14 protein-coding genes and 1 pseudogene are annotated in these 26555 nt (G+C 40.6%); 9 read left to right on the top strand and 6 right to left on the bottom strand.

The window, feature by feature from the left end; genetic code table 11:
* The 5 genes and pseudogenes from GTQ43_RS07255 to GTQ43_RS07235 all read right to left on the bottom strand — a co-directional run bounded on the left by GTQ43_RS07255 (position 1) and on the right by GTQ43_RS07235 (position 14770).
* Positions 1 to 1677, bottom strand: a complete 1677-nt coding sequence (locus GTQ43_RS07255) for a PfaD family polyunsaturated fatty acid/polyketide biosynthesis protein (protein ID WP_265271949.1) — start codon at positions 1675 to 1677, stop codon at positions 1 to 3.
* Positions 1678 to 1977: 300 nt separating this feature from the next.
* The gene (locus GTQ43_RS07250; RefSeq protein WP_265271947.1) at positions 1978 to 6729 is read right to left on the bottom strand and encodes a PfaB family protein; all 4752 of its coding nucleotides are present in this window, start codon (positions 6727 to 6729) and stop codon (positions 1978 to 1980) included.
* A gap of 212 nt (positions 6730 to 6941) precedes the next feature.
* A complete protein-coding gene (locus tag GTQ43_RS07245) occupies positions 6942 to 8657 on the bottom strand; it encodes an SDR family NAD(P)-dependent oxidoreductase (protein ID WP_265271945.1) in 1716 nt (571 codons plus the stop codon).
* 244 nt (positions 8658 to 8901) lie between these two features.
* Positions 8902 to 14268, bottom strand: a complete 5367-nt coding sequence (locus tag GTQ43_RS07240) for a type I polyketide synthase (protein WP_265271943.1) — start codon at positions 14266 to 14268, stop codon at positions 8902 to 8904.
* 224 nt (positions 14269 to 14492) lie between these two features.
* Positions 14493 to 14770: pseudogene (locus tag GTQ43_RS07235) on the bottom strand (hypothetical protein).
* 1514 nt (positions 14771 to 16284) lie between these two features.
* Here GTQ43_RS07235 and GTQ43_RS07230 point away from each other — a divergent pair.
* The 9 genes from GTQ43_RS07230 (at position 16285) to GTQ43_RS07190 (ending at position 25998) form a co-directional block, all read left to right on the top strand.
* Positions 16285 to 17493, top strand: a complete 1209-nt coding sequence (locus tag GTQ43_RS07230; protein ID WP_265271942.1) for an ABC exporter membrane fusion protein — start codon at positions 16285 to 16287, stop codon at positions 17491 to 17493.
* Between the two features lie 59 nt (positions 17494 to 17552).
* The gene (gene devC / locus GTQ43_RS07225) at positions 17553 to 18731 is read left to right on the top strand and encodes an ABC transporter permease DevC (RefSeq protein WP_265271940.1); all 1179 of its coding nucleotides are present in this window, start codon (positions 17553 to 17555) and stop codon (positions 18729 to 18731) included.
* Between the two features lie 164 nt (positions 18732 to 18895).
* Positions 18896 to 19900 carry an NAD-dependent epimerase/dehydratase family protein gene (locus GTQ43_RS07220; protein WP_265271938.1) on the top strand — a complete coding sequence of 335 codons (1005 nt, stop codon included), beginning with the start codon at positions 18896 to 18898 and terminating at the stop codon, positions 19898 to 19900.
* Between the two features lie 117 nt (positions 19901 to 20017).
* Positions 20018 to 21001 (top strand): glycosyltransferase family 2 protein, encoded by a 984-nt coding sequence (locus GTQ43_RS07215; RefSeq protein WP_265271936.1) that lies wholly within the window; start codon positions 20018 to 20020, stop codon positions 20999 to 21001.
* 76 nt (positions 21002 to 21077) lie between these two features.
* Positions 21078 to 21545: a DUF2141 domain-containing protein gene (locus GTQ43_RS07210; protein WP_265271935.1), complete on the top strand. Its 468-nt coding sequence runs from the start codon at positions 21078 to 21080 to the stop codon at positions 21543 to 21545.
* A gap of 129 nt (positions 21546 to 21674) precedes the next feature.
* The gene (locus GTQ43_RS07205) at positions 21675 to 22934 is read left to right on the top strand and encodes a glycosyltransferase (protein ID WP_265271933.1); all 1260 of its coding nucleotides are present in this window, start codon (positions 21675 to 21677) and stop codon (positions 22932 to 22934) included.
* A gap of 904 nt (positions 22935 to 23838) precedes the next feature.
* Positions 23839 to 25113 (top strand): glycosyltransferase, encoded by a 1275-nt coding sequence (locus tag GTQ43_RS07200; protein WP_265271931.1) that lies wholly within the window; start codon positions 23839 to 23841, stop codon positions 25111 to 25113.
* 292 nt (positions 25114 to 25405) lie between these two features.
* Entirely contained in the window at positions 25406 to 25630 is a 225-nt protein-coding gene (locus GTQ43_RS07195; protein ID WP_265271929.1) for a hypothetical protein, read from the top strand.
* Positions 25631 to 25704: 74 nt separating this feature from the next.
* Entirely contained in the window at positions 25705 to 25998 is a 294-nt protein-coding gene (locus GTQ43_RS07190; protein WP_265271927.1) for a PIN domain-containing protein, read from the top strand.
* Here the strand turns inward: GTQ43_RS07190 and GTQ43_RS07185 are convergent.
* Positions 25988 to 26521 carry a DUF2085 domain-containing protein gene (locus GTQ43_RS07185; RefSeq protein WP_265271925.1) on the bottom strand — a complete coding sequence of 178 codons (534 nt, stop codon included), beginning with the start codon at positions 26519 to 26521 and terminating at the stop codon, positions 25988 to 25990. The genes GTQ43_RS07190 and GTQ43_RS07185 overlap by 11 nt on opposite strands.
* Positions 26522 to 26555: the final 34 nt, after the last annotated feature.

Below are 26555 nucleotides of genomic sequence, written 5' to 3'. Positions count from 1 at the left end.
TTAAATCTCCAACAATGATGTAGAACGAACAGGGTGATATTGACTGTAATAATCGGAAGTTTGCAGCCCTTGAATTTTCAAATTTTGGACACGATACAAAAAGGCTGCACCAGTCATAATTTGATTAGCAACATCAACTACACCACGATTATTTGGTTCAGAAAGATAGGAACCGCGTACCCAGTCATTGAAACCGCCCATTGCCGGGCCACACCAAATTTGATAATCGACTTCTCTACCTTTTTCACCAGAACTAGACCAGCGAGAAGATAATCCTAGATACCAGCGGAAAATCAACGCCATTTTTAGTTTAGGATTATTGACTGCTTTCCCAAGTTTCTCAGGATTCTTTTGGGACAAATAAGCCGCAGTTCCTTCCCATACTTCAGCAATAGTTTTACGAAAAACTTGTTTTTCTAACTTCTCTTTTTCTGCAAGGGGGATGCTTTCAATAGAATCATAAGCGCGATAGAGTTCAAATAATTTCTGCGCTCGCATGGGGAACATCGTACCCCGTTTGAGAACTTGCAATTTGACTCCCATTTCAAACATATCTGCTGCTGGGGCCATTATCATATCAGCCATTTCTGCTTGGGCTAATAACTTTTTAGTATGTTCACAAGCCCCAGATTCAACGCATGATTGATTGATGGAACCAGTCATTACATAAGCAGCACCCATCATGAAAGCTGCTAATGCTGATTGTGGTGTCCCAATTCCCCCTGCTACACCAATTCTAATTGGTGTTTGGTAATGATATTGGGCTTGAATTTCATCCCGCAAGGCAATAATAGAAGGTAGCAAACAAACTAAGGGACGGTTATCTGTATGACCTCCAGAATCAGCCTCGACGGTAATATCATCAGCCATCGGAACTTTAGCGGCAAGATTTGCTTGTAACTCACTAATTAATCCTTGTTCCAGAAGTTCTTTGATAATTCTCGCTGGTGCTGGTTGCAGAAATTTAGTGGCTACTTCTCGGCGAGAAATTTTGGCGATGACTTTATTTTTGATTTCAATTTGATTGGCGTTGTTTAAACTCAATCCAGCAACACGGTAATAAACAATGTTGGGAGTCAAGTCGAGAAATGCAGATGCTTCTACTGTTCTCACTTGATATTTGAGATATAAATCTACAGCCCGGCGTTCAGTCGCAGGTTCGTTGGGGCTGTGAATTAAATTAAATGCGTAAGGCCCTTGAGGTAAAGCTTGTTGAATGCGATTTATGGCTGCTTCCAAACGTTCTGGAGTTAAACCACCTGCACCAAATGAACTCAAGATTTGCTCTTTTCCGAGTGCAATGACCATTTCTTCGGAAGCAATTCCGCCAGCCATTGCGCCGGTAACGTAAGCATATTTCACTCCATGAGAAGAGAGAAAATTCGGATCTCCAAATTGTTGAATGCGGATTGGTGCTGCAAATGTTAGCAGTTCTACCTGTGCTGTTGTGCCATTATCACCAGGGGATAAATAACCCTCATTAGTGACACCGATTTTTCCGGCAACTTTCACGATGTAGCAGGGTTTATTTAACACCATCAATTTATCTTTGATGGTTTGTTTCTCGAAAGATACAGTTTCTAAAGAACCTTTCCAAACCTGGTTTTTGTTATGAGACCAAGTGGAGAAGTTAAGGCCATTATCGTGTTTACTTAGTACCGTATCTACGGTTGTCACGGCAGTTATCCCTCGGATTACAAACAATGGATGATAAAGTTAAAGGTTGTAGAATCTTTATATAGCAATCCTAAATCGTATGTGAAAACTTCTCTCTTCCTTGGCGCTCTTGGCGTCTTGGCGGTTCGTTCATTTTCAAAACTTAGATAAGATTGCGATATAAATCTAAATTTTCATACCAATTCTTCATGAAGATGCACATAATAATTTTTAAACGAACCGCCAAGACGCCAAGGACGCAGAGGAAGAAAGGAGTTAAGAATTAGTTGGTGCAAGTTGAGAGAGAATTGGTATGAGATATTAAGATTCTTCGTTGAGCAAGTTTTGGGCGCAAGCTAGTTGTAATTGAATGATTTCGCTCATTTGTTGACTGTAATCTTGTCTAGCTTGTAAGAAGGCTGTGTGTGCTTTGGTTATCTTGGAATTATTAGCATTGAGCTTTTGATACTGGGTCTTATTTAAATCGAACATGCTGATGATGCTACTAATTTTTTGAGTTCTTACGGGTGGGAAAGAAACAGGAATTGGCTGTCTAATTGCGCTTGACTCAGAAGATTGTAATTGTTCTCTCGGTTCAAAAACGTTATCAATGATATTTTTCGGTTTTACTTCTTCTGGCTGAGGCAAGATGTTAGGGGAGTAATTCTCTTCTTGGGTTATTTGGTTGGAAGTATTAAGAGAATCTGTGATTTCAGATTGTTGGATGTTAGGTATAGTTGGATGCTGTATTTTGAAACGTTCACTCCTAAGATCCCCAGCAAAATCTTCAACAAGTTTGCGATTTTCTTCGGTCAAAATTGTAGCAGAAATTGCTTTTCCACCCAAGGTAACTGTTCTCAATGTTGCTTTGTTTTGATTAGCTGTTCCTTGAGCTTTGTTGTACAGTGGTGATAAATCCACGTTCACCTGATGACTGAGTAGTTTTGCTAATGCTTTGACCATTGCAGCATGGTCATCCATCCCTCTACGATTCAGAGAGACTGTGATATGTTCTTGGTTGCCGAGAATTTTATCAATCCATCGTGAACAGACATTACCTGCACCGGCTTCGAGAAATATTTTGACTCCATCGCCGTAGACACGATTCACTAATTGCGGAAAATCAAGTTCTTGGCACAATCCTTTGGCGATGTTGTGGGCAATGGTATCACTTTCAAGTACAATCGGTTGATAATCGGCGGCAGAATAAAACACAATACCGGGAAGATTTTGCGATGGTAAGGTGTTTACCTTCTTGATTTCCTCGTACTGCGATCGCATCGCTTCACAATGTATCACATGGTCGAAGGGTGCGGGGAAAGCATTGCAACCTAAAGTTGCAATCACTCGCTTACAGGCGGCATCATCACCAGCAATTAACACTTCCTCTGGTGTGTTGATTTGAGTTAAGTAGACGCGGTTCTCGTGTTTCAGGCATTCTCTAACTTGCGATGGAGTAGCCATGAGAACATAGGTATTCCAAAGATTGTTGTTTGAGGAATCGGTTAATCCCCAATATTCACGTACAGCATTTTTTGGCCCAGATAATTTATCGCCAAATAAAGGTGATGAATTTAAGGTATTACTTCCACCCTCAAAATCACTCCAAACTCCTTGGGCAACCATCATGCTAGTTTCACCCAAGCTATACCCAAATACAGATTGCGGCTTGACTTTAAAATCATCTCGGAAAATTGCTGTCATGTATCTAGCAAAGGCGATTTCACTTTCAAACATTGCCAGTGAATCATCTAACAATTGCTTTTCGAGAGTTTCTAGTTGCCTGGTTGTCAATTTAGGTAAGCTTCTGGGATAAACTAGCTTTTCAACATCAGCAGCCCGGTTGTAGAGGTTGTTACTTTTTAAGTCCTCGAAAACTTTCGGAAATAAGCGGAAGACGCTGCGACCAATGCCAATATAAGAATTGACTGCTGCGGGGTAAACATAAGCAACTGCTCCAGTTTTACCTAATGGTTTTGCAGTAAAATAACTACCTAGTGGTGTTTGCCAATCTGTGCCGTTTTCAAAAGCATTATTTACACCTTTGCGGGCAGATTCAATTTCTTTGAGTAAATCTTTTGTGTTACGTCCTGTAATTGATAAGACGTATTTTGGATGAGAATGCTGTTGAAAAGTAGCGAATGTCTCGCTGGCGGTAGCTGATAAAGAAGAACTCGCTTCTATGGTATGTTGGAGATTGTTGAGTAAATCTGGAATGGTGGTGCGATCGCTAACTGCGATAGGAAACAGATGAAAAGGCATTTGTTGCAAATATCTGTTATCGCGCTCCTCTTGGCTGGGTTCCTCCGACAAGATTAAATGGGCGTAACTGCCATCTATACCCATGCTATTAATTGCTGCTATTCTGCGTGTGCCGCCTTTATCGACAAACCAAGGTCTTGATTCCATTGCCACATAGAAAGGACTACCTTCCCATACTTGCGGTGTTTTGACACCAGACCATTTGGGTGTGGCGGGAATATACCTGTAATAAAGACAGAGAGCGGTTTTGATTAAGCTAGCAATTCCCGATGCTGTATAGGTGTGGCCGATATTGGATTTAACGCTGCCTAATGCACAATGCAAACCATTGCCCACTTTCGGATAAGCTTGGAGTAAACCTGTGATTTCCGCTTCATCCTCCTGGGGAACGCCGCTACCGAAGACTTCCACATAGTTAACCTCTGTGGGTTGAATCTCAGCCATCTGGAAGGCTTGTTTGCAGACATCACTGATAGCTGAAGCATCAGGTTTTACCAAAGCGTCACTCAAAGTAGAATTACCTTGTGCGAAACTCATAGCATCAATTACTGCATAGATGCGTTCATTATCTTCTTTAGCAGCTTCGTAGCGCTTCAGGACGACAGCACCCGCACCTTCGCCAACCGTCCAGCCATTAGCTTGTTGGTCATAACCCAAGGTATTGACACCCGTATTAATTGGTGCAAATTGGCTGCGGAATAAAACGTTTTCTACACCACCGGCTAAATCTACCGCACCAACAACCACTGCATCAACTTCCCCTGTAGCGAGTAGCATTTGGGCAACTTCCAACGCTTTGAGGGCGGAATTTTCGCCAGCGCTGACGGTGAATGCAGGGCCAGTGAAATTCCACAAAGCCGAAATCCGGCTGGCCATGATGTTGGCGATATGACTCACATATTCGCCGATTTCTACAGGTTGGTGAATGCTATCTTTGATGATGGTTTCGAGTTGGGAAAGCTGTTCAGTGGGTAGTGAAATTCCTTGGTTGAGTAAGCCGTCTTTAACTTGCCAAGATAAATTCCATCTTTGCTGTAGCTGATGTACGGAAAATTCTGTCTCGGCGGCGACAATAACTGCCACATTGCCACCCTCCTGTAGTTTCGCATCTTTCACGGCGCGATCGCTAACTTTCAAAAGCAACAATTGTTGTGGGTTTAGCTTTTCTATCTCATTCGGTGGGATTTTGCACGATAAAGTATCGATTTCAAAATCCTTGATATATGCCCCTAATGGTGCTTTCCCGTCTGTTAAACCGTACTCTTTTAGGATACTTTCTTGATTTTCTATCCCATGCCATCTTTGAGGCGGTAGAGAAGTAAAATGCTGTGTCCCATCATAAATGCTGCGTTCAAAAGCATCTAAACCATTGCAGTTACCAAAAAAGGCATCCATGCCAACAATAGCGACTTTGGTAAGTGGAACAGGTGGAGTTGATTCAACTGATTGTGTTGTATTTCCTTGTTCTAAAATCAGATGAGAATTAGTGCCACCAAAACCAAAAGCGCTAATAGCTGCCCGTTGAATTGGTGCGTTATTATTCGGCCATACCGTAGCTGTTCTAACAATTTTATCGGCGGAAATTGTACCTTTTTCTGATGTTAAAGGTTCCGAAACATTCATGGTTGCTGGAATTACACCATGCGACATACTCAAAATCACTTTAGTCAAGCCAACCATGCCAGCAGCAGTTAGCAAGTGACCTGTATTTGCTTTAGCAGAACCTACCAGGGGTGCAGCTTGATGTTGACCAAAGAATGTTTCTATAGAATTGAATTCGGTTGTATCTCCTAGCAATGTGCCTGTGGCGTGACACTCTAGATAATCGATGGTTTTAGGACTAAATTTCGCCTCATTATAGGCTCGTTCAAATGCTAGGACTTGTCCTTTAGGATTTGGACTCAATAAATGCTTACCTTTGCCATCATTCGAGAGTCCATTACCGCAGATAGTGGCGAGAATATTATCACCATCTCTAACAGCGTCAGAATATCTTTTCAGCATCACCATCCCCACACCATCGGCGGGAATTAGCCCTCTAGAGGATTTATCTAATGGGCGGCTGATGCCGTTTTCTGCATACCCTTGAACACCGGAAAATAACATCCGCACGAATAGGGAATCTGCACAACTTATGGCTCCAGCTAACATGACATCAGCTTTGTGTGACCATAAGTAATGAGATGCTAGTTTAATCGCGTAAAATGATGATGAACAAGCAGCATCCAGACATAAATTAATCTGGGATAGAGATAGTGCTTGAGCAATGATAGATGCTGGTAAACCAGATATCATCGCATTGTATAAAGACGCTTTAGTTGCACTTGGTAAAGCAGCTAAATCAAAGTCTTCATACTGCAAAAGTTCTCTGACAGCAGGTGCGATCGCTTTCTGGTATATTGGAGAGAATAATTGATTAGATAATTTTGTCGGGAACGACAAATTACCTAAAATTACGCCGCATTTTGCCAGGACAGTTTGATTACCCCAATAACCACTGTTTACAATTGCTTGTTTAGCTGCATACAATGACCATTTGAAGGTGTTATCTAAACCAGCAACAAATTCTGATGGTAGATTATATTCAGATGGATTAAACTGGAAGTTGCGGATGTAACCGCCTTTGAGGGAATAGGTTTTGTCTGGTGTACCTTTAACTGGATTGTGAAATATTGTCGGATCTACTCCGATTTCTTCGACGGTTGCAGAGGATGTCGAATCTTTTTGATTAACGATGTTTTGCCAGTATTCTTCAGGGTTTTTGGCATCGGGAAATAGGCATGATAATGCGATGATAGCTATTTTTTCCACGATTTATATGCTCCGAGTTTGGGTATTTAGCAAGAGATATTTAACAGGCAGGATTTACGCTGTTCCCCAAACTTTGAAGTGGCAAGTTATAGCAATCCTATTTGAGTTGTGAAAAATACTCTTTTTAACGAACCGCAAAGGGCGCAAAGAAGAGAAAGAATTTTACAGAGATTTTAGGAATGCTATAGGTGTTGAGTTTTAAAGGAAGATTACTAGCTTCTGAGCATTTTCATTGACCAAATAATGGCGTGGGCACTGAGCATTCGTGAGTATATTTTTCCTTGGCGGTCGTGTATGATAAAGTTTGCGATCGCACTACTTGGTGTCTTAGCTAGTACTTCACAAGAAACGTAAAATGTTTCGTTATGTGGTATCGCTTCAAACTGTTCAAATTTTTCTACTTTCCCAGGTAAACAACCTTCTTCATGAAAGTGTTGTGTCCAAATCCATAAGGCGTGCATACTCAAGTCTGTTGTGTAAGGATTTACCCATTGGACAGGGAATTGTCCTTGTTCCTGTGCGCTGAGTTCTGGCCAAAGACATTCTGTTGTAATTTTTTCAGGACTGATGTTTAAAACTCTCTTAACTTCTTGAAAACCGGGGCCATGAAATAATGTAGCCCCACCATTTTGGTAAAATGCTTTTCCTGTAGCGGTGATAATATTATCTTCTTGGAGATTGAGAGATTCATAAGTGGGTGCAGATGGGATTTCTCGCTGGAGATTGAGTTGAGCGCTAAAGTGAAAATGGATTCTGCCTTCAGGGTTTTTACTCGAAATTTTGGCTTTAAGTTCGATACTTTCAAGATTAACCTTGGAAATTTCTTCAATTTCTAAAATATGTTCTTTCGCTAATGTTTCATTGAAAGTAATTCCTTTCAAAACTTTGAAATCTTGGTAATTAAACAACCGATAACCGGGATATAATTGTTCAGAAGCATTGATAATCCAGGTCATTGCACAAGTTGCTGGTAAAACTGGAGAACCAGCAATAGTATGATCGTGTAAAAATGGATTAGCCTCTAATGTCATTTGGCGACGGATACGATAGGTTCGCAGTTCTGAATCTAACTCTGCCGCCATTGGGACAAGTGGACTACCAATAACAACTTGTGCGGTTGCATGATTGGTATTATCCATTTCCTTAACGAGCATTTGTGCCCCAACTGCAATGGGAATTATGTCAATTTTTCGCTCTTGAAAAATCTTCTTTAATTCTGCTGTCACCATTCCACTGTCCCAAGCGCCCCAATTGATAGCGACTACATGACATGAGGGATATTGTTGCTTGAAAATATGGGCTGATTTGTTTAGAATTTCATTTGCGATCGCATAATCAGATTGTCCGGGATTTCCGTAAAATCCTGTGACTGAAGAAAACAAAACTAAATGTTGAAGTTGATTAGGATTGACGCAAGCCAGTAGATTTTCTAAACCTTGAACTTTGGCGGTGTAAACCTTTTCAAAATCCTCTTCTGTTTTCTTTTCAATTAACTTATCAGCTAAGTTTCCAGCGCCGTGGATGATTCCGGTAATCGACCCAACATTAGCCAGCTTTTCTTGTAAAGCTTGTGTATCTGTAACATCGACGCTGATATATTCTGCTTTAGCTCCGGTTTTTTCAATTGCTGCTAGAGTCTTTTTAATTTCACGGCTGGAGGTAATTTTGTTATATATTTTTTGTACATTCATGGGTGTGGGCTTCTCTCCTTGAGAAAGAAGATTTTCCATGATGCATTTTTTCAATGCGGATTCATCAGAATTTTGAGCATAATCTGGCTCGGTTTCTAATAATTCGGAGCGACCGAGGAGGATGAATTTGCAGGGTTGCTGTTGGGCTAATCTGATAGTACACTCAGCCGTAATCCCTTTTGCACCGCCGCTCACGACAAAGACAGATGATGGACTAAGCTGGGCTGTTTGTGTCATAAATCCTCGTGAATACCTGCATAAATTGGTTTTTTTTGATATACGAACCGCAAAGGGCGCAAAGGACGCAAAGTAAGAGAAATTGGGAATCTTGTAGTAGGAAGTAAAAAGTGACATACCATAGCAGTCTTAAAAAATCTGTGAAATTCTCTGTTTATTTCTTTTCTTTGCGCTCTTTGCGTCCTTTGCGGTTCGTTAAAAACAGGAATTTTCACAACTCAAATAAGACTGCTATATCAAATAATTAATCGGCGATAATAGTAACTCGCCCTTGTGCGCCGTAGCCAACTTCACTTATATAAAGGTTAGGGTCATGAAGTTCGGCGATGATGTTTTGTACTGATTGTTTGGCATCAAGTCTGGGGCTTAGGTCGATCGCACGAGTGAAAACTTTTGGCCATTCCCATCTCAGGGTTTTGGTTAGTCCGAATAAACCAGCGCCGATCGCACCGAAGTTGACTTTATATTCTAAACCGAAGGCTCCATCCAGGTGAGCAACTGTGCAGAAGCAACTACGTCCATGCTTTGCAGCTTCGTTGAGGGAAGGTTTCAGGTGTTTCGCCATCAAAAATACATGCTTGACGATCGCCTTTTCTGATTCGTTATAAGAAATACTCCCGGTGTGATTTCCTACAAACATCGGATGTAAATGAATGAAGGCCCCAATCGTTCCGCAGTGAGATGCGATCGCTTGCAATTGTTGTTGGAGATGTTCTTCACTTAAGTTTGCTAAGGTGACGCGGGTTACTCCTGCGGGTAAGGGCGCTTGTTGGGCGATGAGCGATTGGGGGAAGCTGATAACTACTACTTTCCAGCCTTTCTCGATTAGGGACTCAGTTAATTTATAAGTGGTGAGGGAACCATCATCGGTGATTAAACCGATGTGTCCCTCTGGTAACTTGAAATCCAAGTAATCTGGCTGTGGTAAGCTTCTGAGTTTGACGAGATGGCGCTGGATAGTATGCTCTAATTCCGGTGGCTGCTGTTGGACAAACTCAGGTTCAGACTTTTTTTTTTCACCTCCAGCCAACTGCTGTAGGTAATCAACTATTTGACCGATGGTGCGGAGGTCTCCGAGTTCTTCGATATTTGGCTTGGGTAAGTTGGGGTACATTTCTTGCATCGCCCCTAAGATTTCCACCCGTTTAATCGAGTCAATTCCTAAATCAGCTTCCATGTCCATTTCCAGTTCCAGCATCTCCACTGGATAACCAGTTTTATCGCTGGTGATGGCTAACAGAGTTTCACCTAAGTTTGCAAATTCATCACTGATAGCGGGTTCTGGTTCTGGGGTGAATGCGATAACTACACTTGGTTCCGGTGCAATGACTACCTCAACTACTGGTGCAACTTCTACTGGAATCTCAGTTGCTTGTGGTACTTCATGAATTGCAATTTCTACAGAAACACTTTTGGAAGCGTGGGATTGCAGATACTCTACAACTTGACCGATGGTGCGTTTTTCTGACAGTTCTTCTAAGTTGGGCTTGGGTAGGTTGGGGTACATCTCTTGTAGCGCCCCCAGAATTTCTACCCGTTTGATAGAGTCAATCCCTAAATCAGCCTCCATGTCCATGTCCATTTCCAGCATTTCGACTGGGTAGCCGGTCTTGTCGCTGGTGATGGCTAAGAGGTTTTTATCCAAGTCAACAATATCGATGGTTGCATTAGATACAGATGCTGGTTCTGGAGTGAATGCAACAACTTCGTTAACTGGAGGTGCGCTAATTTTGACTACAACCTCAGCTTGGGGTTCTACAACTGGAACAGGTGGCGCGACTACAGGTTCTACTGTTTCAACAGTGGCGAAGTGCGGAGTTGGTAGAGACGCGATCGCTCGCGTCTGTATTGGCTCTACGGCAGCCGAGAGAGGTTCTTGGGTAAAAGCTACGGGCAAAGGTAAAGGTTGGCTTTCTACTATCTTGGTAGGTGCATCAGTAACAGTTGTTTCTGCGGTGAACGAAGTGAAATTGCTTAATTTCTCTGTTAATTGAGTTACACCCTCACCAGAGATGATTTGAGAATACTCTTGCTGTATGAGTTGGAAAAAGCTCTTAGTATATTCCAACTGCTCTTGAAGATATTGCTCATGGATGCGTAGGGTTTCACCTTGTTGGGAATGAAACTGCATCATGCTACGCTCTAAGCTTTCCATCACAACTAGCTTCATTTTGGCAGTTTCGGCTGTTGATTTACTTTCACTCAACAAGGAATTCTGCTGCTGCATCAGTTGGAAAAACGCTTTGGCGTATTCCATTTGATGGTTGAGATAAGTACCGTGAACTTGTAAATTCTCGGCTTGATTTTCCTGAAACTGTGTCAGGAGGTATTCTAAACTTGCTAAAAGTTGTTCGTAATTTGTAAGTTTTTCTGGCGTTGGTTGCATCTTAGATTCCTGGGCTGGTTGTGACAGGGTAACAGGATTCATCTGTTGCTCTGGCTGGGTGATGATATTAGCAGTCACACCGTTCATTACTGGGGTAAGTTTTTTATGTCCGTTAGTTTCTATCACTGCTACAGGTGGAGTTACACCGGGGCTGCTAAATAAAGGAGCCGCAGTTTCAGAATATTCAGGAGTAGGTAATGTGACTTTATGTCCATCCTGCAAAGCAAGAGCGAAGGCATTTTTCGTTTTTTCGGATCTGTAGTTGATGCCGTTTAGACGCACATTTAATGTCTTCTTCGTCTCAATTGGAGGGATAGTTTGGGGAAGTTGGTAAGGATCGAGGTTATTCAAAGCCAGACCAATTACTCGCAACTGCACAACTGCTTCCCGCAAAGAGCGATCGCTATTCTTTTGAGCGCTGGGGTTCAAAGATACGGTTATGTGTGGGCGATCGCCAAGAATTTCTTTCACTAAGTTGCTAAGAATTCTCCTCGGCCCAAATTCCACAAAGCAAGTCCCACCCGCCGCATAGATATTTTCAATCTCCTGCTTAAACAGCACTGAGTTGGAAAGGTGCGTTTCCAGAATTTTTTGAATATTTTGGGCTTCTTTGGGATACTGCTTACTGGTAACGTTGCTGTAAACAGGGATTTTCGGACTTTGGAACTTGACAGACTTGGTAGCGATCGCAAAGGATTTCTGAGCAAAGGCGATTAGCGGTGTATGGAAAGCTGCTGAGACAGGTAACAATACAGCTGTATATCCTTTCTCGTGTAAAAGCTGACGGACTTTTGCGATTTCTGCGGTTGGCCCAGCCAAGACAAATTGAGTCGGAGAATTTTGATTAGCGATCGCAACTTGCGGAAAATGTCTCAACACAGCTTCCACTTTGCTGATGTCTTCTTTGACAGCCAGCATACTACCCGCATCATGATCCGGGTCTTCGGGTGCAGCCATTGCTTGACCCCTAGCTTTCACCAGAAACAAGTAATCTTCCGTACTCAAAACACCCGCAGCCCACAAAGCTGTCAGTTCACCAAAGCTATGTCCCGCCACAAAATCTGACTTAAATCCAGCTTGTTGCAATATGCTGTACATCCCTGCACTCAACACCCCGATGGCTGGTTGAGCGTATTCTGTACGTTGTAAGGCAGCAATTTGGACATTCTTTTCTGCCTCTCCAAACACAGGATGAGGGAAAACAATTTCTGAAAGCGGCTGCAAATTATCTTTGATTAACAAGCTATCCATATAGCCATGCAGACGGCGCATCAACGGAAAATTCATCACCAGTTCGCGTCCCATCTCCAGGTATTGCGAACCTTGACCAGAAAATAGAGAGACAACTTTTCCGCCCAACTCCATACCAGAAGCGCGGTAATAAATCCCTTGGGGATGTTCCCAAGATGCTGCTGTTCCTTTGAGTTTCAGCCAGTCAATGCTAGTTTGCAGCAACTTGCAAGCTTCTTCGAGATTCTCAGCGACAAAGCCAAATCTGGGAGCAGAGAGGGGAATCTGTGGAGATTTGCATTCCTTGACTAATTGGGCATAGTGTGTTGGTGCTTCAGGCGATCGCAACTTACCTAAAATCTCTTCCGATTTGCTCAACAATTGCTCTACCGTGGAAGCAAACAACAGCACTTCACTAGCACCACTGTGTAAACGGTAAGCCGCGTTTTGGTCAGCTTCATATTCTTCCAAAACAACGTGATAGTTGGTGCCACCAAAACCAAAGGAACTTACACCTGCGCGTCTTGGCGCTTCGCCTTCTGGACGAATCCAAGGTCTAGTTTCGGTATTCAAATAAAAGGATGAATTTTTAATGTTGAGTTTGGGATTCGGCTCAGTGATGTTAATTGTCGGTGGCAATACTTTGTGATGTAAAGCCAAAGCAGTTTTAATCAAACTCGCCGCACCCGCAGCCGCTTTTGTGTGTCCGATTTGTGATTTCACACTACCCAAAGCGATGTGCTGCTTTTTGTCATCATGCACATCAAAAAAGTCTTTTAAAGAACCGAATTCTGTCGGATCTCCAGCCATTGTACCAGTACCATGTGCTTCCATCAAACCAACAGTAGCGGGAGAGAAGCCGGCATCTTCATAAGCGCGTTCTAAGGCTTTAACTTGACCTTCTTTGCGGGGAGCATAAATACTCTTATAACGCCCATCGCTGGAAGTACCAATACCTTTAATTACGGCATATATTTTATCGTTGTCCCGTTCAGCATCTTCTAACCGTTTCAGGACAATCATCCCGATACCTTCACCCAACATCATCCCATCAGATTTAGCATCGAAAGGTTTGACATTTTCACTAGGAGAAACAGCCGGTGTTTTGCTGAATGAGATGTAAGCCATGATAGTGTTATCGGTATCAACACCACCAGTCAGCATCATATCAGAACGATGCTCAACTAGCTCACTAATTGCCATTTTTAAAGCACCAAAAGAACTAGCGCAAGCTGCATCAACTACGCAATTCATCCCGCCAAAATTTAGCCGATTAGCAATTCGTCCGGCGACTACATTCGCTAACATTCCAGGGAAAGCGTTCTCATCCCATTTCACATAAGCGCTTTTGATTTTATCAACGATTTTTTTCGTATCTTCGTCAGATAAACCACTGCTTTTGAGAACTTTTTCCCAAATCGGATATTCTAATCTGGCAGAAAGTGGCATTCCTAACTGCTTGGCCATAGCCACGCCTAAGATTACCCCAACAGTTTCGCGGCTAAACTCGCGTTTTTCGCCATAACCTGCATCTTCCATCGCTTCTTTCGCAACTACTAAACTTAATAGTTGCGATACATCTGTGACTTCTAAAATGCTGGGTGGAATGCCGAATTCCATCGGGTTAAAATCTACTTCTGGAAGAAATCCACCTCTTTTACAGTAAGTTTTATCCTCGGTAGTTCTCGGATTCGGATCGTAATAATCCTCCACACTCCAGTGAGTGGAAGGAACATCAGTAATACAGTCAATTTTGTTTACTATATTTTGCCAATATTCCCGTAAATTTCTGGCTTGAGGCAATAGAGAAGCCATCCCAACGATAGCGATAGGATTGTGTTGTAATTGTCTGTTAATTTTATTGGTTGACACTGATTTATCTGATTTATCTGACTTCATGTTTTTTTCCTCTATAGACCTCATCACAGCCTTTTCACAATTATTGATAAGGCTCTCTAACTCCGCTAAGGCAGTATCAATCGAATAAGCAGACATAGGGCATAGTTAGTACTGTGGATTGTGTAGTTACAGTAATTTCTGTTGCCTACTAAATAATGAAAATCTATCGTTTCTTAAGCAGCTAGCTATTCTATCTGTGCTAAATGCTTTTCTCCAAATCAACACCACACGACACATACTGCCAGGGCAAAGCCTTACGTTTCCAGGCGGCTTTGGCACACTGCGTAGGCGTAGCCCGTCGTAGACATCGCAAAAAAATCTTATCCAACGCTAGACTCTTTAAGTTGTGGCAATAGGTCAAAAACGTTGTTAAAACTGGTAAAATAGTATTGGAGTGTAATAGCTGCTTGACCAGTGAATTTAATCCATTTGTAATGGTAGAAATTTTGAGTAATGGTATCCTACTGGAGTGATAAAAACTGAGGAGTATCTAAGAGAACAGAAACGTTTTTTCACCCGAAATCGTTTGATTATCTAGCCTAACCACAGCAACATAGCTGTTGTTAATGAAAAAGTTCTGTATCTCGATCAATGTCATAGCCAATTTCAACGTTCGGGATAATATATTTTATGCTATTTGAACTAGCAAAGTTGACAAGTTCGTTACACAAAAGACACCACCTTTAATCCGAAATTATGCAAGTTGAAAAAGTAATTAAACGAGCAGACAATGATGGCAAAGCAGTTATCTTTAGTTATTTTTAATTTCAAAATTTCAATTAAATAACTATTTTGTCTAACTACTTTAAAACATTGAATTAATAAAAAGACTAGCATACTTTACATAAACTAAATCATTTCTTTAAAGTTATTTTATAAATAAACATCCACAATTACTGATGTTAATTTGAATAAAATTAAGCAGAAAAGTATAATTTATAACTCTAAAAACGTGTAAGATATTTTGTTATCTACGGATTAACCATAAGTTTGTGCTGGATTAAGTCAACAATGCAAATCTATTGTCTAGTAAGTAACAATTCCATAAATACATAGATAAATTAAATAGCCATAAGTAAGTTTTCTCAGAGAAACATCATAATTTAGTCAAAGTTTTGGGTTATTTTTCAATATAAGTCAAGCTAAAAAGTAAAGCGGTTATTTATAAAGCAAATGTTAATTTTTAGTATGTTGCTTGATAAACATAATCATGATTGCATTAGGTCAAAGCATGGAATTGACTGACATCCCACCCAGAACTTAAGTTCTAGGCTAATAGCTCAAGTCCACTCAAATGGGCTGAAATTTTACCTTTCAGCTATGTACATCCTGTATTTAGTCCTCTTGAGAGGACTTTACGTATTAGCCTTGGAATTTATTCCAAGGCGGGATAGCAGCGAAGCATAAGATTTATAAGGATGTTGTTAAAGGTAAGCCAATTTCCACCCCAGTGTAGTCATGTGTTTTTAGATGTACGTTGTCATTGGACTAACGCACTAAATGTATCCCTTCATACGTTTAATTAGTATGATCAAAATCAATAATAATGTTTTATAGTACACAACCTAGCTAATAATAATCTGTTAGTAATATCAAATCTGCTTAATAACGAACCATCTGTTGGTATTCAATTAGCAGACAAGGATTAGTGAGAAATAGTTTTTTCAGCATCTAATCTGACTATGAGAAAATATTTTAGTGAGAGAATCAAGACTTATGCAAAGTCAATCGGTTGACAAAATTCAACTTTTGCGCGATGCTTAATAGCAAGTTTATCCCAATTTTGATTTCACTTTATATTAGCGCTTCGTTGTTTCTGTGAGTCAAGTTTTCTGGTTAGCACTATTGTACTTTACGCTACTGGATTAGATGTCAAATTAGGATATAAATTAGGAAGCTTTGAAGTAACACACCATTAACTTTCACGCCACAATAGTTAGTTTGGGCGGCAAAAGCGTACAACAATTCATATAAAACGAATTTAGAATCATCCACTTTATTAAGGTAGAAACACTAGAGGAAAAGCCCTCTTGTTAATTTGCGGATGAGTCTATTCTAATCGACTAAATATAACCAGGCTATCCCGTAAAAAAGCAGAATTGGAATGAAAATATGGCAGTAAATAAAGAAAGCCGATTATTCACAAAACCCGTAGGTAGATCGCAATTAATTTTGGCAGCTTCTCTAACTTTAGCGGCTGGATTAATAGCTTTTTATAGCTTAGTACCATTTTGGTCTAAGCCGAAAGTTGTGACACCAGCAGCCAATCCTCCAAAAGCTGCTACTCCGGTGAAACTTACTGTAACTGCTTTGGGACGTTTGGAACCAGAAGGCGAAGTTACTTCTTTGACTGCTCCTGCTTCTAATAATGGGGTGCGAGTAGAAAGACTGTTAGTGAAAGAAGGAGATGCGGTTAAAGCAGGACAATTATTAGCCTATTTAGAAAACTATGGACGTTCTAAAACTGCATTGCAACAGTCTATAGACCAACTGCAAGTTGCCAAAGCTAAACTAGCGCAGGTGAAATCTGGAGCTAAAACTGGAGATATCGATGCTCAAAAGGCTGCGATCGCACGTTTAGAGCCACAATATAAAGGGGACGTTGCTACACAACAGGCGACAATCGACCGCATCCAGGCTGAGGTAGATAATGCTCAAGCTGAGAACAATCGCTATCAGCAATTATATAAACAAGGTGCGATCGCCGCTTCTGTAGCCGATACCAAAGCTTTGCAACTCAAGACTACACAACAGCAGCTAACAGAAGCTCAAGCCACCCTCAAGCGGACTCAAGATACATTCCAAGACCAGAAAAAGCAAGCACAAGCACAACTCAAGAGTGTTAGCGAAGTGCGTAATGTAGATGTTCAGGTAGCACAAACCGAAGTCAACAGTGCGACAACTTCTGTTCAACAAGCAAAAGCCGACTTGGATTTAAGTTACATTAAATCTCCCATAGATGGCAAAATTTTAAAAATTCACGCCAAAACCGGAGAAGTAATCAGCACCAACAAAGGATTTGCTGAAATCGGTAAAACATCTCAAATGTATGTGATTGCAGAGGTGTATCAAACCGATGTTCAAAAAGTGCGTGTAGGACAAAAAGCCACAATTACCAGCACTGCATTTACTGGAACAATAAAAGGAACTGTAAAAGAGATTGGTTGGCAAGTTGACAAGCAAAATATCTTCAGTCTAAACCCTGGTTCAGATACAGACCGCCGAATAATTGAAGTAAAAATCTCCATCGACAATCCCGCAGATAGTAAGCGGGTGGCTCGTTTAACCAACTTACAGGTAGATGTTGCCATTCATATTTAGTCATTGTCATTAGTCATTCACAAATGGCAAATGACAAATAACAACTAACAAATAAATCCATGAATTTCAAAATTCCTTTAGCATGGCTACAGCTAGCCCAGCAAAAAGTTCGTTTATTAGTAGCTGTAGCCGGGATTGGTTTTATTGTGCTGCTCATGTTTGTGCAACTTGGTTTTCAAGATGCCCTCTATTCAAGTGCAACCGCAGTACATCAGAATCTCAAAGGAGATTTATTTTTAGTAAGTTCGCAATATAAATCTTTGACCTCAAATCAAAGCTTTTCGCGGACTCGTTTGTACCAATCTCTGGCCTTTGATGGCGTAGAGTCGGTTAGCCCCATGTATTTGCAATTTGCCAAACTGAAAAATCCGGCAACTGGTGAGAAATATTCAATATACGTTATTGGTTTCGATCCAGGTAGACCTGTGATGAATATCCCAGAAATTGAGCAAAATTTAGATAAACTAAAAATTCCCGATGTCGTGCTTTTTGATCGGGGTTCTCGCCCAGAGTTTGGCCCAATAGCTGAAAAATTTAATGCAGGAGATACTGCACAGACAATTGAAATATTTCCCTTCAATTCATTAATAGGCTATAGAGTCCGAATTGGTGGTTTATTCAGCTTAGGCCCTTCCTTTGGAGTAGACGGAAATTTACTTGTTAGTGACTCAACTTTTTTGAGGATAAATCCCAATACTCGTCCGGCGGATATGATAGATATCGGTTTGATTTCCCTCAAACCTGGTGCTGACGCAGAAAAAGTACTGAAAAATTTGCAAGCAAGTTTGCCTAATGATGTCCAAGTTTTTACCCGCCAAGGCTTCATTGATTTTGAAAAAAAATATTGGGCTGTTAGAACGCCTATTGGTTTTATTCTTAACTTGATGTTGACAATGGCTGCGGTTGTTGGTGTAGTTATTGTTTATCAAATTCTTTACAGCAATATTGCTACACAGTTCGTTGCCTACGCAACTTTAAAAGCCATAGGTTATGCCAATAGATATTTGTTGAATGTGGTCTTTCAGCAAGCTTTAATTTTGGCAATCTTAGGTTATATTCCAGGATTTATTACTTCTGTCTTGTTATATAGCTTTGCAGCAGAAGCAACTAAACTACCAATAGTTATGACCAATAACAATGCGGTAATTGTCTTAACTTCAACAGTTCTTATGTGTATAACATCTGGAGCGCTGGCTATCAACAAACTCCGTTCGGCAGATCCAGGCGATATTTTCTAAATAAGACAACTTGCTGTTAATAAATATTCAAGCCGATGAATAAATAAAGTTTGCAGTAAGGATTTTATTCATGGCTTTGTAAGCATTTTAATGCTTACTACAAACCATCAAAGCTAGTGCTTTTATTTGAATCCAAAATCTAAAATCGGCATACCCCCAACTATATGAACCTCACAAACAAAACCCTCCTAATTACTGGCATTGATGAATTTGTCGGTTTGCGTGCAGCCGAGCTAGCCATAGCGCAAGGAATGAATGTTCGTGGACTGCAAAGTTCTACAGAAAAAAATAAACAATTACAGAATTTAGGTATTGAGGTAATTATTGGTAATATAACTGATTCTACTATTGCTCAAAAGGCTTGTCAGGGAGTAGATATCGTTTTACATACAGAGCAAATTGCTGAAGAAGCTGGTGCAATTAAGAATTTTCGTGATATCAACGTTGGCGGTACTATCAACATTGCTAAAGCCGCTAAACAAGCTGGTGTCAAAATATTTGTGCATCTATCCAGTGTGATGGTTTACGGTTTTAACTATTCTAATGGTGTTACAGAATCCGGGCCACTTTCTGATGATAATAATCCCTACTGTCAAACCAAAATAGAAGCTGAAACAGCAGTTTTAGAACTTAATAATCCTCCCGATTTTGGCATTATTGTTATTCGAGCCGGAGATGTTTATGGCCCAGGAAGTATCCCTTGGATAGTTAGACCAATTCTGATGATGCGTCAAAAATTATTTGCCTGTGCTAACGATGGTAAAGGAGTAATCAATCATGTATATATAGATAACCTGATTGATGGCATCTTTCTAGCGATAGAAAAAGAAACCTACGGTGAAATCTTTAATATCAGCGACGGACAAGAAACTTCCTGGAAAGAGTATTTTCTGCGTTTAGCAGCAATGGAAGGTTTACAAGCACCCCTTTCATTATCTAAAGATGAAATCAAATTGTTTCTAAAGCTCCGTGTTCAAGGACAAAAACTTTTTCGCCAAAAAGTTGATATTTTACCAGAGTCTATAGATTTTATGACTCGTCCTTATGCTTGTTCTATTGCCAAAGCACAAAGCCTATTAAACTATAAACCAACAATTGACCTAGAAGAAGGAATGCAGCGAACACATGAGTGGCTGCAAAAAACCGATATCCAAAGCTTAATCAAATAGTCCACAGATTTTCGCGAAAATTTAGATCCCCGACTTATTAAAGAAGTCGGGGATCTGGATACCACAATTATCTGCAATTAAGCAGAAAATAATCCACAGATTTTCCGAATACTTGTTATGAGTAGCAATCAGCCACGATTGAGCATCGGATTACCTGTATATAATGGTGAAAAATTTATCAAAGAAGCCATAGATTCACTATTGGCTCAGACCTTTGAAGATTTTGAGCTAATTATTTCAGATAATGCATCTACAGATAAAACAGAGGAAATTTGTAGAGCTTATGCCGAGCAAGACCAACGTATCTTCTACCACCGAAATGACAAGAATATCGGTTGCGCTTGTAACTTTAACCACGTTTTTAAATTGTCTTCGGGTGAATACTTTAAGTGGGCAGCTTATGACGATCTACATGCTCCAAATTTTATCAAGAAGTGTGTTGAGGTACTCGATCGAGACCCTAGTATAATCTTGTGTCACTCCCAGACATATTTCATTGATGAAGAAGGAAAATTTCTCCAAAATTACAATATCAATCTCAAGGCAGATGCATTAAAACGACATGAACGTTTTCACGAATTACTGACGAAGCATTTAGGTTATCAATGTTATGGAGTAATTCGCGCTAGTACTCTGAGAATGATACCGCCTATGGGTGGTTATGGTAATGCAGATGGAATTCTCTTGTTAAGACTTGGCATTCTTGGTAGGTTCTATGAAATTCCTGAATACCTGTTTTTTGTCAGAAGCCATCCGCAACAATCAATGAGTATTTTTTTCCCAAATTACTTGTTATTTGCTGATAGAAATCAAAAATCATTATTGAGTATGCTGCCTGATTTCTATGGGTATGCAGTGTGGTTTGATTCAGCAAATAAAGGAAAGATTTTACTTCCACATTGGAGAATCCTCTGGGAGTATATACTCTCTATATGGTGTAGTCCCCTAAGTTTGAATGAGCGGCTGTTTTGTCATATAAGTCTACAACAACAGTTAAGAGGGACGGAATATCTTTTGCTGAGAGATTTGTTAAAAGTGCTGCCATTATTTTGTAAAAGTTTGCAATCAGCACAAATCCAAGAACAGCAAGTCATAGATTGAATTAATCAGTTAAAAAACAGCTGGTAAATACAGCTTTCTCTTAGCCACACAATTACCTATTCTTCACTACAAAACTATGCTGAAACTATCTCAACTATCTTATGTTTTGCTTGCTACCTTAGTAAGCCTCAGCTTTGCTAAAACAGTGAATGCAGAACCAACTGCAACACTTAGTGTTGTGGTAAATGGCATACAACACAAAAAAGGTGAGATTTGCTTCAGAGTTTACGCAAGTGAACAAGGATTTCCCACGAATAATTCTAGTGGATCTCGAAGTGGCTGCACTAAGATTACTGGCACTTCTGTAAAAAAAGAATTTTCCGGTTTGAAGCCTGGTACTTATGCTGTTAGCGTGCTTGACGATCAAAATGGCGATCGCAAACTCCATAAAGACTTTTTTGGAATTCCCACAGAAGGTTTTGGGATTTCTAAAAATCCTACTGTGTCTATACAAACAGGTACACCAAAGTTTCGTGATGCCAGTTTTGTTGTCAACAAAAATACAACTGTCAACATTATTATGAAATATTCGCTGGATTCATAAAGTCAGTGGGGAGGGGGATAAGGGAGCAGGGGAAGATGAGGGAGAAGAATTAACCAATTTTCCATTCCCAATTCTCCATTCCCAATTCCCAATTATTAAGACAAGATTCTACCGGAGATTAAAAATTTAATGGAAGATTTGGCGATATTTTTGTCTAAGTCTTTGATGGGTTGGTTGGTTATTCAGGTGTGTTTAACGCTTGTCTTTATATGGTATCTGCGCTCATCTAAAAAAAACTTATTACCAGATGACCAGTTACCCAAAACAGCAGTAATTCTTTGCCTACGGGGAGCCGATCCGTTTTTGCCTAGATGTTTGCGATCGCTCCTGAACCAAAACTATCCACACTATGATTTAAAATTGATCGTTGATAGTCATGAAGACCCCGCTTGGAAAATTGCCAGTGAAAGCATCACAGAGCAAGAAGCGACCAACGTTCAAATTAGCGCTTTGAAAATAGTACGTAACAATTGTAGTCTCAAATGCAGTTCCTTAGTCCAAGCTGTCCGTGAGTTGGATGATTCCTATAAGGTGGTTGCCCTAGTAGATGCTGATACCATAGTCCATGTGAATTGGTTGCGAGAATTAGTCAGTCCTTTAGCTAATCCTAAAGTAGGGGCAACAACAGGTAATCGTTGGTACGTACCTACTGGTAGGTATTGGGGATCTTTAGTGCGGTACATTGGCAATGTATCCACAGTGGTACAAATGTTTATCTTCCAAATTCCTTGGGGTGGGAGTTTGGCTGTAAAAACCGAAGTGCTTCGCCAAACAGAACTCCTTGATAAGTGGGGACAAGCTTTAGGCGAAGATTTTATGATGCACGACATCCTTAAAAAACATGGGTTTCAGGTAAAGTTTGTGCCTTCGCTGCTAATTGTCAATCGTGAAGAGACTGATTTATCTAACTTAATCGACTATCTCAAGCGCCTGATACTTTTTTCTCGACTGTATCACCCGCGTTGGTTAGCTTTAGTGAGTGAATCTGTTTCTAGCATTTTGTTTCCTACTGCACTCATTATCTTAGTTTTAGAGTCCTTCTTACAGGCAAAATGGGAAGCTGCGGCTCTCTTGTTAGGCTGTTATAGTGTCTATACTGTCGGATTACTCTTGATTATGCTGGTGTTGGAATTAGAGATACAGCGAGTGGTTCTCTCTAACGACCAGGCGATCGCAAAATTATCAGCTGGTACAATCATTAAAATGTTGATTGGGATTCCGCTAACACAGTGGGTTTATGGGTTAGCGATGCTATCATCCATTTGGATCTCAACAGTTACCTGGCGCGGTATCTCCTATCGAATTAAAGGGCCTTGGAATGTCCGGCTAGTAGAATATCGCCCTTATCAATGGTTAGATCAGCCTATTAATAACAAGGTTTCTCTTTGAACTAAATTACTAAATATGAACTGGCTTATACCAATTTTCTGTGAAGCTGCATATATTTACCCCTCGGCTGTCGCCGTCCCCCCTTACCAAGGGGGGACTACAGGGGGGTCTTGTTATGTGCGTCTTCATAAAGAATTGGTATTAAATAATTCGTAATTCGTAATTATGTTACTTCGGCTGCGCTCAGTAACCATTTGTGACGGGAATTTAAACCCCGATACAAAACAAGCGGTCACTTAGCTTCTTCTCCTGAGCGTTGTCGTTGGTATAGCCTCTCGTAGAGAATAGTATCGAAGTACCGTTTATCTTAACGGGAGTAAGTAGTCAGACAGAATTAATTACATAATGTCATTGCGAATGGAGCGTAAAGCCTTCGGCATAGCTTCGCTTAACGCGGTAGCGTCTCCAAGAGTTGCGAAATGAAGCAATTCGCTTGCGGCTGGGATTGCTTCACTTCGCTCGCAATGACTGTAAATATTGTGTCCGACTACTTATCAACCCCTATTTAATTACGAATTATGATGAAAGTTCTTACACTAAACATTCCTTAGCATTCAAATTATATTATCTTATATTTAGTAGAACTATATTAGCTACAATCCTTGTCATAATACACGTTTATTGTTGTTGATTATCAAAATGTATTTGCATTAATGACAAGGGTTTAGACAAATATATTAAGGGGAATTTTGAGTCAGTATTTAGGATGTTTTGATAGTTTTAATCCAGGTTTATAAACATCCTCCTCATAATCGAAAATTTTGGCTATTTGAAAATGCGTAAATCCTTAGTCTAACTTTATTGGTGGGAATCCCTGAGCGAGATAATCAGGATGTTCATAAAACATAAGCTGCGTAAATCCTAAATTCCAAACCAGCATTTTTGTGAAATATTCCCCTTTTTTATGACTAAGCAAAAACTTCGCATTGCTTTATTTACAGGATTGTACGCTCCTTTTTTAACTGGTGTTTCTGTCGCAGTTCACCAACGAGTTCGTTGGCTGTTAGAGCAAGGACATGAGGTTTTTCTCGCTCATCCGCAAATTAGCGATCGCTATCCCAAAAATGTTGGCGATCGCCCCATGCCAGGTTTGAATGAAATTCAGTCTTTTCCCAATTTCTCTGCTTACGCATTTCCTACAGAACCACTGGTATTCTATAAGTCTCTTCCTCAACCATTAAACTATCGACATTGGAGTGATACCAAGTTGCTGGAGAAATTTCAGCCTGATATTATCTTGGTTGAAGAAGCTGCGCAAATGAGGGGTTTATACTCATTTTTCTTGCAAGGTTATGGTCGTCCGATTGGTGTCGAATACGCAAAACGAACAGGCACTCCAATAATATCGCTCTTCCATACTGATATCGTTGCGTATATCAAATATTATTTTGGAGATAAATTCTTTAACTTGGTTCGTCCAATTATTCCCGTTTTAGTCAAGCAATTTAGTGAGTCTTATGACTTTAATTACTTTTCTTCTAAAGAACAACTCACTAAATACGAAGAACTAAAATGTCAACGCGCCGAATACGTTCCTTATCAAGGCATTGATTGCGAAAAATTCCACCCGCGAAACATTTGTTACAATCCCATTCCTAACGACAACCGACCAACTCTTTTGTTTGTGGGACGCATCACCCCGGAAAAGAACGTTAACCAACTGCTTGATATCTTTCCAGTCATCGCTGCTAAAATTCCTGATGTTCATCTGGTGATTGTTGGTAGTGGCCCGTTGGATGAAGAGATTCGTGAGCGTGCTAAAAAGTTTGGATCGGGTATTACTATCTGGGGCGAGTCCCACGGTACAGAACTTTTAGGTTGGTTTGCTAGAGCAGATGTTTTTGTAAATCCCTCCGTTACTGAGAACTTCTGCACTACAAATAACGAAGCGCTAGCATCTGGAACCCCTCTGGTTGCCGTTGTTGCACCGTCAACCTCAGAACAGGTATTTCCTGGTCGAAATGGCTTTCTTGCCCAACCTAACAACCCTAAAGACTTCGCTCAAAAGGTGATTACGATTCTGGAAAATCCCGATTTGAAAGCAGATATGACTCGGCATGCTCGCCCCTCGATACTTGAATTTGATTGGTCGGCATGTATGCAAAAACTTGAAGATAAACTTTACCAAATTGTTGAAGGATCTCAGAAGGTGAAGGTAGGTAGTAGGATGAGACGATAAGGATAAAGACCTCTCTCTGGTTTTACTATGTAAAACCGTCCCTCTCCGAGTCGGAGAGGGATGATTATAATTCGTAATTATGAATTGGTTGAGGAACTTACCTTACAGCAGTTTTCATGTATTTGAACCACATCTGTCGTAGTGGCAATTCATGAATTGCCGCTACGGTGTGGTCTATTTACCTGAAAATAGCTGTAATGATGACCAAGGCTATTAGTGCAATGGTGCGTAGGCATAGCCCGTCGTAGACATCGCATTAAAATTAAACCAGAGTTCAATAGCTGGGATAAAAATGGAAATTTTTCAACTGACGACAACTATTGATGCATCGGGGCATTTGCATCTTGACATTCCAACAGAGTTAGCGCCTGGACAGGTGAATATCGTAGTTGTTCTGAATCCGGTTGCATTAGATAGAACACAAAAATCTGATTATGATTTTTCCGATCTTGCGGGAAAGTTGCTCTGGGAGGGAGATGGACTAGCGGCGCAAAGGGTACTACGGGATGAATGGTAGTCGCTATTTGTTGGATACAAATGCGATCGTGGCACTGTTACAAGGTAATTTACAACTGCTGCAACTGTTGCAAAATGCTGATTGGATCGGAATTTCAATTATTTAGTCAAATTGAATTTCTAGCATTTTCTGGGTTGAGTCAGGGAGATCGTCAAGTCTTTCAGCAATTTATCCAACGAGTTGAAGTTGTTAGTTTAATGAGTGATGATACAGTGTTAATTGAGCAAATTATCCAACTTCGTCAGCAATATCGGCTGAAACTACCCGATGCAATCATTGCAGCGATGGCGCTTCAGGCAACTGCGAATCTAGTAACGGCGGATCGGGAATTTGTAAGAGTATCAACTTTAGCAGTTATTAGTTGGTAGCGATCGCTCTTTTATCTTCTTTAGCACCCCGCCAACCGTGCAAAATTGGCATAGTAAACAATCCCCACGCCAAACCCGTAATCAACCCAAAAGGCGTAACCAGATAATTATTAAAACTCCACAAACCGAAAACTTGTGCTGCCAATTCTAAAGGATAAGCCATCATCAACACACTAGCGATCGCAGTACCACTCGCTCCATACTGACTTAACCAGTAAAATCCCTTACCACCAGTTACTCCATACAGCAGACGAGTAATCAACAAACCCGTGACGGTGCCGTAGCAACGCATACACACAGCCATAATAAACGGTGGTGCTAAATCTAACCCCATATTTGGTTGCGGACATACATGATTACCCATAAAATAAATGATGTCCGCAATCCCAGGAAGCAAAGACACTCCAGACGCAGCCAAAAAGGGAGCGATAGGCGGGCCAAAAACCATCCCCATCAACATGAAATCAGCAATCAAACTGACCCAATTAACTTGCAACTCCTCATTAAAAGCTACTCTTACCATCTCCCTCTCTCTGCGTCCTCTGCGCCTCTGCGGT

Origin of the sequence: Nostoc sp. KVJ3, assembly GCF_026127265.1 — a bacterium.
GTDB lineage: Bacteria > Cyanobacteriota > Cyanobacteriia > Cyanobacteriales > Nostocaceae > Nostoc.
Note: the sequence above shows the minus strand (reverse complement) of the source record. Positions and strands in the feature narration are given on the sequence as shown.

Coding starts and splice junctions, on each gene's coding strand:
- GTQ43_RS07245 (WP_265271945.1), bottom strand. CDS start 8,657: ATGACACAAACAGCCCAGCTTAGTCCATCATCTGTCTTTGTCGTGAGC.
- GTQ43_RS07240 (WP_265271943.1), bottom strand. CDS start 14,268: ATGTCTGCTTATTCGATTGATACTGCCTTAGCGGAGTTAGAGAGCCTT.
- GTQ43_RS07230 (WP_265271942.1), top strand. CDS start 16,285: ATGGCAGTAAATAAAGAAAGCCGATTATTCACAAAACCCGTAGGTAGA.
- devC (WP_265271940.1), top strand. CDS start 17,553: ATGAATTTCAAAATTCCTTTAGCATGGCTACAGCTAGCCCAGCAAAAA.
- GTQ43_RS07220 (WP_265271938.1), top strand. CDS start 18,896: ATGAACCTCACAAACAAAACCCTCCTAATTACTGGCATTGATGAATTT.
- GTQ43_RS07215 (WP_265271936.1), top strand. CDS start 20,018: ATGAGTAGCAATCAGCCACGATTGAGCATCGGATTACCTGTATATAAT.
- GTQ43_RS07210 (WP_265271935.1), top strand. CDS start 21,078: ATGCTGAAACTATCTCAACTATCTTATGTTTTGCTTGCTACCTTAGTA.
- GTQ43_RS07205 (WP_265271933.1), top strand. CDS start 21,675: ATGGAAGATTTGGCGATATTTTTGTCTAAGTCTTTGATGGGTTGGTTG.
- GTQ43_RS07200 (WP_265271931.1), top strand. CDS start 23,839: ATGACTAAGCAAAAACTTCGCATTGCTTTATTTACAGGATTGTACGCT.
- GTQ43_RS07195 (WP_265271929.1), top strand. CDS start 25,406: ATGGAAATTTTTCAACTGACGACAACTATTGATGCATCGGGGCATTTG.
- GTQ43_RS07190 (WP_265271927.1), top strand. CDS start 25,705: ATGCTGATTGGATCGGAATTTCAATTATTTAGTCAAATTGAATTTCTA.
- GTQ43_RS07185 (WP_265271925.1), bottom strand. CDS start 26,521: ATGGTAAGAGTAGCTTTTAATGAGGAGTTGCAAGTTAATTGGGTCAGT.